The organism is Cobetia sp. MB87, from assembly GCF_011319755.1.
GTDB lineage: Bacteria > Pseudomonadota > Gammaproteobacteria > Pseudomonadales > Halomonadaceae > Cobetia.
Genome location: NZ_VFBC01000009.1, coordinates 14,733 through 26,614, shown reverse-complemented (window position 1 = coordinate 26,614; position 11,882 = coordinate 14,733). Strand labels below are relative to the sequence as shown.

Sequence of the window (11,882 nt, the reverse complement as noted above, 5' to 3'; positions counted from 1 at the left end):
GGTGCCTCCTTGAAGAGCAACATGAGCAAGAATGTGGGAATTGCCTGGAATCGGATGACGGAGAAAAATCAGGTGTCATCGCTGATGCGGGGTGAAGTGAGGAGTGAAGTGAGGAGCGAAGTGAGACGCCAACCCCTGCCAGACCGAACCGTAGTCGCGCTGACGAGCACTCGACGACATCGCCAGTGGGGTGGGCTGGAACAGATAGCGACTCTCGAACATGAAGGCGAGCGTATTGCCCTGATAGCGGGGGGCGAGTTCCGCCTGACTGGCGGCCTCGAAGGTGGCAGCGTCAGGGCCATGCGGGGTCATGGCGTTGTGCAGGCTCGCGCCTCCCGGACGGAAGCCTTCGCGCTTGGCATCGTATTCACCATGGATCAGCCCCATCAACTCGCTCATCAGATTGCGATGGAAATACGGGGGGCGGAAGGTGTTCTCGGCAACCATCCAGCGCGGCGGGAAGATCACGAAGTCGAGATTGGCAACCCCGACGGTGTCCGAGGGTGATGTCAGCACGGTGAAGATCGAGGGGTCCGGATGATCGAAGCTGACCGTGTTGATGGTATTGAAGGTCGCCAGATCATATTTGTAGGGCGCGTAGTTGCCATGCCAGGCCACGACATCCAGTGGTGAGTGATCCAGACTCGCGCACCAGAAACGCCCGCCGAACTTGGCCACCAGCGTGAAGTCACCGGTTTCGTCCTCGAAACGCGCCGATGGCGCGAGGAAATCACGCGGATTGGCCAGCCCATTGCTGCCGATAGGCCCCAGAGAGGGCAACTCGAGAGGCGCGCCATAGTTCTCGGCCACATAACCTCGACAGCCCTGCGCGTGTCCCGCCAGCGGGTTGAGCTGAAACTTGATACCACGCGGGATCACCACGATCTCGCCGCTGGCGACTTCCAGCAGGCCCAGCTCGCTGCGCACCTCGATGGCACCCTGTTGCGGCACGATCAGCAATTCGCCGTCGGCATTGTAGAAAAAGCGCTGCTGCATGCCGCGAGAGAAGGCATAGAGGTGCGTGGCACAGCCCTGCTGCGCCTGGGCATCCCCATTGACCGCCAGCGTGATCAGGCCGTCCAGAAAGTCCCCTGTCGAGAATGCAATGGGGTCCCAGCGCATCGGGTTGGGATCCGGCATTCTCTCGGCCAGCGGTGCGGTGGCGACCTGCGGCATCTCCATGGGCTGATAGGCGCCCTGCACCACCGAGGGCCGAATGCGGTAAAGCCAGCTGCGCAGATTGTGGCTACGCGGCGCGGTGAAGGCCGAGCCGCTCAACTGCTCCGCGTACAGGCCATAGGGGCAACGCTGGGGAGAGTTCTGGCCCTGCGGCAAGGCGCCAGGCAACGCCTCGCTGGAGACATGATTTCGAAAACCGGCGTGATAATGACACTCAGCATTGCGCTCGCGCATGACGATTCATCTCCTTGTGGGCTCGCGGCTCCTGATGACCTGGGGCATTGACGGCACGACATGCCGTCACCGGTCCAACTGGTTACAAATGAAACCATATAGACAACCCCATACCTTGGCAATCGCCTGATTGCTAGACTTTTGTCTTGTCTTCTGTCGCAAGTGGTAACATCAGTAACATCATCCGTCTGAAATGTTTCAATCCGACGCCGTATGCCAACCCTCTCACCGAGTCAGGTAACTCTCGATGCAACGCACCGATGACACTCCCGAAGTTCACGATGCCCTTGACGGGAAAACCTCACAGGACCGCTCCCGTTGCGAGCTGGATCTTGACCAGTTTTTGCCCTATCGCCTCAACCGACTGGCCGAGCGCACCAGTGAGGCGATGTTCGCCCGCTATGGCGAGCGCTTCGCCATCAATGTCGCCGAGTGGCGTCTGTTGGCCTGGTTGAGCCGCGGCGTGCCGATGACCGCGCGGGAAGTCAGTCTGCGCACCCACATGGACAAGGTACGGGTCTCGCGCGCCGTCAAATCACTGGAAAGTCGCGAACTGATCCTGCGTCGTCCGAGCGAACAGGACCAGCGCGCGCAGTTGCTCGCCCTCACCGCTGAAGGTGAGACCATGCTCGCCGAACTGATTCCCGAAGCGCGGCGTTTCGAGGATGAGCTGCTCGGGGCCGTCGACGCACGCCAATACCGTGATCTGCTGATCACCATGCAGACTCTTGAGCGACAACTGGATCAACTGCCGGGCAGCGACTGAGGCAGGCATGCAAGGGACTCGCAAGCAGGATGACAGAGGACTGTCTGGCCGCCATTTCGTGCGATGTATAAATATGGTATAGGTTGTGTATTGTTTTAATGGAGCCTTGCCAGCATGCATCGCAAACCGCACCTGCCCAGCAAGCTGTGTCAGACCTGCCAGCGCCCCTTCACGTGGCGCAAGAAGTGGCAGGACTGTTGGGACGACGTACGTCATTGCAGCCAGCGCTGTCGGCGCAATGCACGCCAGCTGGCACGGGAGGCGCGCGATGACGTCCACTGACCCCTGGCTGGTATGGTTGAACGAGGACCTGCGCCTCGATGACAACCCGTTATGGCAAGCCGCACTCGAGGAGCGAGCCTCGCACCTGCTGGTCGTGCATGTTCTGGCGGAAACGACCTTCCAGCCCTTCGGTAGCGTCAGCCCCGCGGCGCCATGCCTGCAGCCGCTAAGCACGGGACGGCAACATGCCCTGCTCGGGAGTCTTGAATCGCTGCGCACACGACTTCAAGCACTGGGCAGTGACCTGCTGATCCTCCACGGGGATCCGGCACAGCTGATTGGGCAGCTGGCAAGGCAATATGGCTGCCGAGGTGTCATCACGCGCCGCGCCACGGGGGTGGTGGAACAACGCCAGCAACACGCGGTGGCAAGCCAATGTCGCCTGCGGCAATTGAACAGTGGTTTGCTGCTGGACGAAGACGAGCTGCCGGAACCGCTCGCCGCACTCCCCGAGAGTTTCAGTGCCTTCCGGCGCAAGCTGGAGAAGGCCCGTCCGAGCCTCCCCGACATGCCTGCCCCGCTAAAAGCGCCATCCCGGCTCCCCGGCTGGCCAGAGGCCGCCCCTCGTGGCTTTCAGGGCGCGGCCAGGCAACTGTTCGAGGCACGTCATTGGCAGGCCGACTCCCGCGGCGACTACACCTTTGCCCCCGGAGAGCCCGCCGGCCGACAACGACTGCAGGAGTACCTGACTCCAGCGCGAGCCGGCCAGTACAAGACCACTCGCAATCGCCTCAGTGGGAGAGATTTCTCGACCCGCTTCTCCGTGTGGCTCGCACTGGGAAGCCTGTCGCCGCGACGGATACTGGACGCGTTGCATACCTTCCAGACCACGCTGCCCGAGCACTGTGAACATCCGCAGGCCGCCTTCAAGGACAGCGACTGGATCCGCGTCGAGCTGTTGTGGCGCGAATACTTCCACTGGGATGCACGGCGGCTGGGCAGACACACCTTCTTGGGCGAGTCCTCAAGCCACGATGTGGCCCAGTCGACCAGCCCTGTGCAAACGTCAGAAGCGCTTGAGCGCTGGCAGGCCGGAATGACCGGAGTGCCATGGGTCGATGCCGGCATGCGCGAACTGGCGGCTACCGGCTGGCTAAGCAACCGTATACGCCAGAACGTAGCGAGCTTTCTGGTCAAGGACCTTGGAGTGGACTGGCGCCAGGGAGCGGCCTGGTTCGAACATCAGCTCCTGGATCACGACGTCGCCTCCAACTGGGGCAACTGGCGCTATCTGGCGGGTATCGGACGTGATCCGCGCGGGGACCGCCATTTCAACATGATGAAACAGGCACGCCAGCATGATCCGCTCGGCCATTACGTCAGCCGCTGGATACCGGAGCTTGCGACACTGCCCGCCGGCATGCAGCGCCATGCGCCCTGGCTCGCCTGGCCAATCAGCACTGGACGCGACAGATCAACAGGTCACTACCCGCGTCAGCCTCTCACGCATGTCGAGGGTTGGAAGGCCCATCTGGCCGACATCACACCGACACGCGTGACGCCGTGGCTGAGTGGTTCCTTCGAGCGAGGCTGATATCCATTGATCCAGGAAGAGAGCGCCACAAAGCGGGCACAATTCAGAGAAAACAACGCAGAGGAAACAACGAAGGGAATTCCATAGCGCCTTGGCGCTAACTGGCCGTCAGGGCTGCACTTTATGAGCCTTATTCACTATCATGGCCGCATTCCTCGCAGGAGTCGTCATGAATCAGCCGCTACCGCCACCACTGTCCACGCCGCACCGAAATCTCATTCGTCTGACCATCGCACGCGGCATCACCTGGACCGGCTTTCTCATCCTGATCATCTTCGGGATCGAGATCATCGGCTTTCAGCTCAACGTGCTGCCCGTCATCTCGATCATCATCGCGATGGGGCTGGTCAATGTCGCGACCTGGTGGCGTCTCGGGCAATCACATCCTGTCACCGACACCGAGAACCTGATTCACCTGCTGGTGGATATCGCCGGTCTGACGATGCTGTTCTTCCATACCGGTGGCTCCACCAACCCCTTCGTGCCCTATTATCTGGTGCCGGTGACCATGGCGGCGGCGACACTCCCGTGGCGCTATGCATGGGTGGTCGCTGCGGTAGGCATGGGCTGTTACAGCTTCCTGATGGTGTTCTATGAGCCGGTGCCGCAGCTGGCGACCTATGAGCTGGGAGGACGCATCAGCCTGCATGTCATCGGCATGTGGCTGAACTTCGGACTCTCGGCCTCGTTGGTCACCTACTTCATCTACAAGATGGCCCATGCCCTGCGCACCCGGGATCAGGCGCTGTCCACCACGCGTGAGGCCGCCCTGCGCAGTGAACAGGTATTGGCGGTGGCCAGTCAGGCCGCCGGCACCGCGCATGAGCTGGGCACCCCACTTTCCACCATGGCGGTGCTGTTGAGCGAGATGCGCGAGGATGCCAAGGACAGGAATGACCCTCAGCTGGAGGAGGATCTTGCCCTGCTGCGCAGTCAGGTCGATACCTGCAAGCAACGCCTGCAGGCGATGGTGGCCGCGGCCGACCGCCGCCGCATGGAGCAGCCTCAACCCATCAATGCTGCCCAATGGCTGGAGGAAATCGTGCAGCGCTGGCTGGTGGTACGCCCGGATGTGCAGCATAGCGTCGAGGTGACGCCCGGTGCTGAACAGGCCTCCATGCTGGTGGACACCACGCTCGAGCAGGCACTGATGAACCTGCTCAACAACGCCGCCGACGCCTGCCCGGATGATATCGAGATCACCCTGGAACAACGCGATCAGGAAGTGCTGATCGACATCCGCGATCATGGCGATGGTGTGCCCATGGCGGTGGCGGATCAGCTGGGTGAGACCTTCATCTCCACCAAATCCAAGGGAATGGGCATCGGCCTGTTCCTCACGCATGCCACCATCAATCGATTCGGTGGCGGCGTCAGTCTGTACAACCACGAAGATGGCGGCACCTTGACGGAAGTGCGCCTCCCCCTTCATCTGACATGATGGCGGCAAAGACCGCCCAAGCGAGAACCCTGATGAGCGATGCAACCCGACTGCTGATCATCGACGATGATGAATTCTTCTGCCAGGTCACGGCGCGCGCCATGACGCGTCGCGGCTATGAGGTAGAAGTGGCCCGTGATGAAGCCCAGGCACTCAGCGTGGCGCGCAGCCACCGCCCGGAGCTGATCACGCTGGACCTGAAGCTGGAGCAGAGCTCCGGCCTCAAGCTGCTGCCCGAGCTGATCGCCCTGCTGCCTGACGCGCGTATTGTGGTGCTGACCGGCTATTCCAGCATCGCCACCGCGGTGGAAGCCATCAAGCTCGGCGCGGTCAACTACCTGTGCAAGCCCGCCGATGCCGACGAGATTCTCAATGCCTTCAACCGCGAAGACGGCGACCCTGGCGCCGAGATCTCCGACAATCCGCCGTCGGTCAACCGCCTGACCTGGGAGCACATCCAGAAGGTGCTCAACGAGCACGATGGCAATATCTCCTCCACGGCCCGCGCCCTTGGCATGCACCGCCGTACCCTGCAACGCAAGCTGCAGAAGCGGCCGGTCAAGCGCTGAGACAGCGGCGCTGCCCTGGTCTGCGTCCCAGGCGACATCTTGTTGCCGAGCAAGCAAAAGCCCTCACCATCCTCGCTCGCAAGCGCGAATCGATGGTGAGGGCTTCGTGTCTCTGCACTGTCTGGAATGAGCCGTTGCTCAAGGGTACGTCGTTACTGCGCCGTCCACCCCAGGTCCATGTTGAAGCTGGAGCCGGTCACTGAGCCTGCCTTGTCGGAGGCCAGCCATACCGCCATGTCCGCCACTTCGGAGGGATCGATCATGTGCTTGATCGCCGCGCCCTTGAGCATGATCTTCTCGATCACTTCATCTTCGGGCATGTCATTGAGCTTGGCCTGCTCGGCGATCTGCTTGTCGACCAGCGGCGTGCGCACGTAGGCCGGGCAGATGGCATTGGCGGTGATACCACTTTCCCCCCCTTCCAGCGCGGCGGTCTTGGTCAGCCCCATCAAGCCGTGCTTGGCACTGACATAGGCCGCCTTGCCCGGCGACGCGACGTGCGCATGGATGGACGCCATGTTGACGATACGCCCATAGCCGTTCTTCTCCATGTGCGGCCAGGCCGCCTGGATCAGCGTGAATGGCGCACTCAGCATCAAGGCGATGATCTGATTCCACTTGGCTTCGGGGAAGTCCTTGATGCGCTCGACATGCTGGATGCCGGCATTGTTGACCAGGATATCGAGGCGTCCGAAACGGGACACGGCTTCTTCCACCGCCGCGCGACACTGTTCGGCATCCGTCAGGTCGGCCTTGAAGAAGGCAGCCCCTGCCTTGTCGGCGACCTCTGCCCCCTCATCACTGAAATCGACCGCCAGCACCTGATGCCCGGCATCGCACATCGCTTGCATGATGGCGGCACCGATACCACTGGCGGTGCCGGTCACCAGTGCAACACGGACAGGGGAAGACTGTTGTTCACTCATGCGAATCTCCTGACAGAGGGGAATGTCATGCTGCTCTGCAACATATAATGAAGATAGCGCTAATCTAGCCATCTTTGCCACCCGACCATCGCCGAGTTGCACTCCCCGCCGGCATTATCGAGCGCCAGCCAGCATCACGGCCGCATGATGCATTCGACGCAATCATGGCATCCGCCGACGCAACCCGGCTACCAGTCGCTGTCCTTGACGTGATGCGAACCTGCTATGTCGTGAAGCGAACCTGCACCAATAGCCCCGGCGCCTGCGGCGTTCCCAAGGGACTCTCCTTCAGCGCCAGCTCTGCGCCTAGACGTTCAGCAAGCTCGCGCACGATCGAAAGGCCCAGCCCCGAGCCTTGAGTCTTCTGGCCGGCCAGACGCACGAAGCGCTCAAAGACGCGCTCGCGTTCACGCAGCGGGATTCCGGGGCCTGTATCGGCCACTTCCATACGCCATCCATCATCGTTGCGGCGGATATCCAGGCGCACTTGCCCGCCTTCTGGCGTATAGCGCAGCGCATTGTCGAGCAGATTGCGCAGCAGCACGTAGAGGCCGTTCTCGTGACTGACCAATTGAGCGCCCGGGGTAACCTCGATATGCAGCTTGATGCCTCGCTGGCGAGCCATGGGTCCCAGGTCCCGCGCCAGCTCATTGGTCAGCTGGGCGAGATCGACCGGGCGACGCGGTGCTTCTGCACCACTTTCCAGTCGTGACAGGGTCAACAGTTGCTCCACCACTCGCGTCATGCGATTGACGCCATCCACGATCATGCGTGCCGAGCGCCGAGAGGCCTCATCCCTGGCATCGGCCTCCATATTCTGGGCATGCACCTTGATACCCGCCAGGGGAGTCCGCAATTCGTGGGCAGCATTGGCCGTGAAGCGCCGCTCCTTGTCCAGGGTGTCCGCCAGGCGCGCCAACAGCCCATTGAGAGCATCCACCATGCCACGTATCTCGTCCGGCGCCTCGCTGGCATCCAGCGGCTCAAGGTACCCCGGTTGACGGGCCGTGATCTGATGACTGATGCGCAAGACGGGACGGAAACCCCGCGAGACTGCCACACCGATTAGCAAGGCGATCACGAGCAGCCCGACCACCAGCGCCAGCACGTTGTGCAGCGCAATCTGGCCGGTCAGTTCATCACGCACATCTTCACGCTGAGCCGCCGTGACCCAGATGCCACTCTCGGGGAAATACAACGTGAAGGTGAACCAGTCATGGTGATTGTCATGCTGCCTGCCATAGCCGGGCACCGGGAGGTAATCGAGCGCCACGGAGCTTGACGAGAGGCCAAGTAATGGCTGGCCCAGCGCATCCCACATCTGGAAGATCAACTTGTCTTCATAGACATGTCCCAGCGGGGATTTCTCGTGGCCATCGGCAAAGCTCAGGGAGGGTGGACGCAGACTGAACTGGCCCGATGTCATCTGCTGCAACTTTTCCTGACGGGCGGTCGGTGTCAACGATGCGAGCTGGGACTGATAGAGTCGCCCCAGCATACGTGCATTCTGGGCCAGCTCAGCGTCGAACAGCTCATCAATCTGCTCGCGGGAATCGAAGTAGCTCCAGGCGGCGGCCGTCCCCAGCACGATCACGACGCCACCGATCAGGTTGCGCCGCAGGAAACTGCGGATGGACTTCACGTGAGCTCACCCAGCCGATAACCCACACCGCGTACGGTCTTGACGACCCCGGTGCCGAACTTGCGGCGCAGATGGTGCACATGTACCTCGATGACATTGCTCTCGACATCGCCATCCCAGCCATAGAGCTGCTCGACGAGCTGATCCCGGCTGAAGACACGACTGGGATGCAACAGCAGGAACTCCAGCAGATCAAACTCGCGCCGTCCCAGCGCCACCTCACTACCGGAGAGCGTGACAGTGCGGCCAGCCTGATCAATGCGCAACGGCCCCAGCTGAAGGCAACCGCTGGCCTGTCCGGCATGGCGCCTCACCAACGCACGCAGGCGCGCCACCAGTTCGGCAATGTCGAAAGGCTTGACCAGATAGTCATCCGCGCCGCCGTCCAGACCACGTACCCGATCACTGATGTCATCACGTGCCGTCAGGATCAATACCGGCAACGTCTGGCCCTGACGGCGCAGGTGACTCAAGACCTGCAGACCGTCGAGATCCGGCAGGCCAAGGTCCAGCACCAGCACATCAAAGGGCGAATGCTTGAGCGTGGCGGCAACGTTGGCGCCCTCCTTCAACCATTCAGTGCTCATGCCTTCGCGGCGCAGGGTATGGTTGACTCCCTCGCCCAACAACGGATCATCTTCGACGAGCAGAACTCGCATCTGGACTCCTTGAAATCGTTCTGATTCTGCCATGTCATATCGGGACATGAGGGGACATGAGACAAGACGTCCGCCACCCGAAAGGTGACGGACGTTGCAAGCCTACTACGGGATGGCACATCGCCTGTATCGATGGATCAGCCAGCCATCACACACCGCTGCGTGCGCGACGCCCCTGGTGTCGAGCATGACGCCACCTGGTCAGACGCGCCGTCAGCAGCATCCTCTGCTCGCGCAGCCCGAGCGCGCCACGCTCCAGCATGCGGCGCGGCCCGCCGATGACACGCCGCAACGCCTCACCCGCCATCAGCCAGCCATACGCGACCGGGTGCCTGGCCCGCGCCAGACGCAGTCGGAAGATCAGCTTGCGCGACTGACGCGCCACACTGACAGGATGATTGCCCTGATGACGCGCCAGACGCATCAACAGAGGGTCCTCTTCGCCGGTGATCAGCGCCGGGGTATGCAACCGGATACGTGAGTGTTTCGCTGTTGGCAGCGGAACGAAAAAGTCGCCGTCTGCCTGCACGATCAGCTCCAGCAGCGGGCGTCGGCTATCCGCCGAGCCATGAAGCTCAAGACACTCCAGTACCTTGGCGCGCACCTCAGTCGGCCATCCCCCACGTTCGAGCACATGCCAGGCGCGGCCACTCTCCAGATGCCAGCGGCCATCGCCCGGCAGGCTCAGCAAGGTATCGGGGCGCTCCGAAGCCGGGATGTTGCGCAGTTGGGTGCATAGCGCTTCACCCCTCACATCTGCGTGCGTCAGTGAGAGACGGCGATGTTGCTGGCCTTTCGGGGTGGGCAACAACCTGCACAGCAAGGCAAGGTCATCCCCCTCTCGCTCGACCAGAGTCAATGCAGCCCCTGCTGCCGCCAGCTGCCAACAGAGCTCTCGACAGCTGGAGGCCATCGGCGCCTCGACCAGTACACGATGCCCGGCAAGGCCAGCGGGCTTGAGATTTGCAGCGGTGCGGGCAAGACCAATGCGGGCAAGACCAGTGCGTTCAAGAACTGTGCGGGCAAGAGAAGTGAACATGAGGGCTTTCCTTGGGTCGAGGCATGGCCAGCCACACAGGCGCGAGTGGATACCACGCCTGGTGGACCTGCGTAGGAGCATGATCGATCAGCTCACTGACAGACATGTGGCAACGAGGTGACATCTTCACGAAACATGCTGGCGATTGCCTTGGCAAACACACAAGCGCTCAGCTGAAACATGGATTGATCACCAGCATGAACGGCCGCGCTTAACGCAAACTTAAGCCCACAGAAGGCAGTGCCAGGATAGCGCTGGCCTTCCTGCTTCCTGCCTGCCGCTTGCTCGTCTCTAGCTCCCCCCCCAGCTCGACTCTCCACGAATGCCCCCTCGTGCTCAGAAGCCGAACAGCCCAACGATAGGCGGCACGATGAAGGCGGTCAGTAGACCGGTCAGTCCCATCGACATGCCAGCGAAGGCGCCCGCCAGCGTGCTCACCGATGAGAAGCAGAACGCAGTACCGATGCCATGCGCCGACAAGCCCATGGTGAAGCCCTTGACGGTATCGTCTCGCGCCCCTGCCAACCGCATGACAACGGGGCCTACCACACAGCCCAAGGTGCCGGTCAGCAGCACCAGCCCTGCCGTCAGCGAGGGAATGCCGCCCAGCTTTTCGGCGATCCCCATCGCGATCGGCGATGTGACGGATTTGGGTGCCAGGCTCAAGGCCACCTGGGTATGTGCCCCCAATGCCAGTGCCAGACCCAGGGTGGTGGTCACGGCAGTGACGATTCCGACGCAACAGGCCGTCAGCAGTGGCCACAGCATCTGCTTGACGCGATCGAGATGGTCAAACAGCGGTACCGCCAACGCGACGGTGGCCGGCCCGAGCAGGAAGTGGATGAACTGGGCCCCTTCGAAGTAGGTGGGATAGTCAGTGTCCGTCAGCCACAGAAATCCGATGATCAGCGCGATGGAGACCAGCACCGGGTGCGCCAGCGATGCGCCCCGGGCAAGACGATTGATCGCCGTCGCCAGCAGAAAGGCCACCAACGTCAACAGCAGATGCAGCAATGGTGAAGCGCTCAGGTACACCCACAGGGCATCAAGCGGGGCCAGATTCATGAAGACACCTCATCGGCGCTGGGTGACTTGCCCCCTGCTCCACTCGGTGTCGCAGAACCTCGATCGATCAGACGTTGCAACAGCCACGCCGTGACGAACTGGGTGACCGCGATCGACGCGACCAGCGTGATGGCGATGGCAGTGAGATCACGTGCGATGAGCTCGAAATGCACCATCACGCCGACGCCCGCAGGCACGAACAGCAGCGACAGATGAGAGAGCAGACCATTGCTGGCAAGCCTGAGACTGGCAGGCACACGTTCCCGCAGCAGCGCACGGGCCAGCTGACGTTGACCGAGGTCTCGATCGGTATTCTCGTCAACACGCAGCACTCCTTCCCCCTCTATGTCCGGGGCAGGCAACAACCGTTTGCGCAGTCGCCCTCGCAACATCAACCCCAGCAGCAGGAACAACATTCCCAGTACTGGCCCCGGCACCGGAAGCAACAACGCACGCCCCGTCACCTCACCGAGAAACTGGCAAAGCAGCAGAATACAGAACCCCTTGATCAACGCCATTTCCTTGCAGACTCCTCTCGACCGTGTC

12 protein-coding genes are annotated in these 11,882 nt (G+C 61.8%); 5 read left to right on the top strand and 7 right to left on the bottom strand.

Annotated elements, in window-relative coordinates:
* Positions 1-75 precede the first annotated feature (75 nt).
* Positions 76-1,413, bottom strand: a complete 1,338-nt coding sequence (gene hmgA / locus CDPAHKCJ_RS11570; protein ID WP_166019940.1) for a homogentisate 1,2-dioxygenase — start codon at positions 1,411-1,413, stop codon at positions 76-78.
* Positions 1,414-1,660: 247 nt separating this feature from the next.
* On the opposite strand from hmgA, the gene CDPAHKCJ_RS11565 reads away from it, so the two are divergent.
* The 5 genes from CDPAHKCJ_RS11565 (at position 1,661) to CDPAHKCJ_RS11545 (ending at position 6,005) form a co-directional block, all read left to right on the top strand.
* Positions 1,661-2,179: a MarR family winged helix-turn-helix transcriptional regulator gene (locus CDPAHKCJ_RS11565; protein WP_166019939.1), complete on the top strand. Its 519-nt coding sequence runs from the start codon at positions 1,661-1,663 to the stop codon at positions 2,177-2,179.
* A gap of 114 nt (positions 2,180-2,293) precedes the next feature.
* Positions 2,294-2,461, top strand: coding sequence for a DUF2256 domain-containing protein (locus CDPAHKCJ_RS11560; RefSeq protein ID WP_084589600.1), 168 nt, complete (start codon positions 2,294-2,296; stop codon positions 2,459-2,461).
* Positions 2,448-3,995 carry a DASH family cryptochrome gene (locus tag CDPAHKCJ_RS11555; RefSeq protein ID WP_166019938.1) on the top strand — a complete coding sequence of 516 codons (1,548 nt, stop codon included), beginning with the start codon at positions 2,448-2,450 and terminating at the stop codon, positions 3,993-3,995. The genes CDPAHKCJ_RS11560 and CDPAHKCJ_RS11555 overlap by 14 nt, the downstream gene beginning before the upstream one ends.
* Before the next feature lie 169 nt (positions 3,996-4,164).
* Positions 4,165-5,436, top strand: coding sequence for an ATP-binding protein (locus tag CDPAHKCJ_RS11550; protein ID WP_166019937.1), 1,272 nt, complete (start codon positions 4,165-4,167; stop codon positions 5,434-5,436).
* A gap of 32 nt (positions 5,437-5,468) precedes the next feature.
* The gene (locus CDPAHKCJ_RS11545) at positions 5,469-6,005 is read left to right on the top strand and encodes a response regulator transcription factor (protein WP_166019936.1); all 537 of its coding nucleotides are present in this window, start codon (positions 5,469-5,471) and stop codon (positions 6,003-6,005) included.
* A gap of 152 nt (positions 6,006-6,157) precedes the next feature.
* Here the strand turns inward: CDPAHKCJ_RS11545 and CDPAHKCJ_RS11540 are convergent, their stop codons facing one another.
* The 6 genes from CDPAHKCJ_RS11540 to CDPAHKCJ_RS11515 all read right to left on the bottom strand — a co-directional run bounded on the left by CDPAHKCJ_RS11540 (position 6,158) and on the right by CDPAHKCJ_RS11515 (position 11,854).
* A complete protein-coding gene (locus CDPAHKCJ_RS11540) occupies positions 6,158-6,931 on the bottom strand; it encodes a 3-hydroxybutyrate dehydrogenase (RefSeq protein ID WP_166019935.1) in 774 nt (257 codons plus the stop codon).
* A 223-nt stretch (positions 6,932-7,154) separates the two neighbouring features.
* Entirely contained in the window at positions 7,155-8,573 is a 1,419-nt protein-coding gene (locus CDPAHKCJ_RS13540) for an ATP-binding protein (protein WP_166019934.1), read from the bottom strand.
* Positions 8,570-9,232 (bottom strand): response regulator, encoded by a 663-nt coding sequence (locus CDPAHKCJ_RS11530; RefSeq protein ID WP_107334631.1) that lies wholly within the window; start codon positions 9,230-9,232, stop codon positions 8,570-8,572. Before CDPAHKCJ_RS11530 ends, CDPAHKCJ_RS13540 begins: the two co-directional genes overlap by 4 nt.
* A 148-nt stretch (positions 9,233-9,380) precedes the next feature.
* Complete coding sequence (locus tag CDPAHKCJ_RS11525; protein WP_166019933.1) at positions 9,381-10,271, bottom strand: hypothetical protein; 891 nt, start codon at positions 10,269-10,271, stop codon at positions 9,381-9,383.
* A 336-nt stretch (positions 10,272-10,607) separates the two neighbouring features.
* Positions 10,608-11,336 (bottom strand): LrgB family protein, encoded by a 729-nt coding sequence (locus tag CDPAHKCJ_RS11520; protein ID WP_166019932.1) that lies wholly within the window; start codon positions 11,334-11,336, stop codon positions 10,608-10,610.
* Positions 11,333-11,854, bottom strand: a complete 522-nt coding sequence (locus CDPAHKCJ_RS11515; protein WP_166019931.1) for a CidA/LrgA family protein — start codon at positions 11,852-11,854, stop codon at positions 11,333-11,335. Before CDPAHKCJ_RS11515 ends, CDPAHKCJ_RS11520 begins: the two co-directional genes overlap by 4 nt.
* Positions 11,855-11,882: the final 28 nt, after the last annotated feature.

Coding starts and splice junctions, on each gene's coding strand:
- hmgA (WP_166019940.1), bottom strand. CDS start 1,413: ATGCGCGAGCGCAATGCTGAGTGTCATTATCACGCCGGTTTTCGAAAT.
- CDPAHKCJ_RS11565 (WP_166019939.1), top strand. CDS start 1,661: ATGCAACGCACCGATGACACTCCCGAAGTTCACGATGCCCTTGACGGG.
- CDPAHKCJ_RS11560 (WP_084589600.1), top strand. CDS start 2,294: ATGCATCGCAAACCGCACCTGCCCAGCAAGCTGTGTCAGACCTGCCAG.
- CDPAHKCJ_RS11555 (WP_166019938.1), top strand. CDS start 2,448: ATGACGTCCACTGACCCCTGGCTGGTATGGTTGAACGAGGACCTGCGC.
- CDPAHKCJ_RS11550 (WP_166019937.1), top strand. CDS start 4,165: ATGAATCAGCCGCTACCGCCACCACTGTCCACGCCGCACCGAAATCTC.
- CDPAHKCJ_RS11545 (WP_166019936.1), top strand. CDS start 5,469: ATGAGCGATGCAACCCGACTGCTGATCATCGACGATGATGAATTCTTC.
- CDPAHKCJ_RS11540 (WP_166019935.1), bottom strand. CDS start 6,931: ATGAGTGAACAACAGTCTTCCCCTGTCCGTGTTGCACTGGTGACCGGC.
- CDPAHKCJ_RS11530 (WP_107334631.1), bottom strand. CDS start 9,232: ATGCGAGTTCTGCTCGTCGAAGATGATCCGTTGTTGGGCGAGGGAGTC.
- CDPAHKCJ_RS11525 (WP_166019933.1), bottom strand. CDS start 10,271: ATGTTCACTTCTCTTGCCCGCACAGTTCTTGAACGCACTGGTCTTGCC.
- CDPAHKCJ_RS11520 (WP_166019932.1), bottom strand. CDS start 11,336: ATGAATCTGGCCCCGCTTGATGCCCTGTGGGTGTACCTGAGCGCTTCA.
- CDPAHKCJ_RS11515 (WP_166019931.1), bottom strand. CDS start 11,854: ATGGCGTTGATCAAGGGGTTCTGTATTCTGCTGCTTTGCCAGTTTCTC.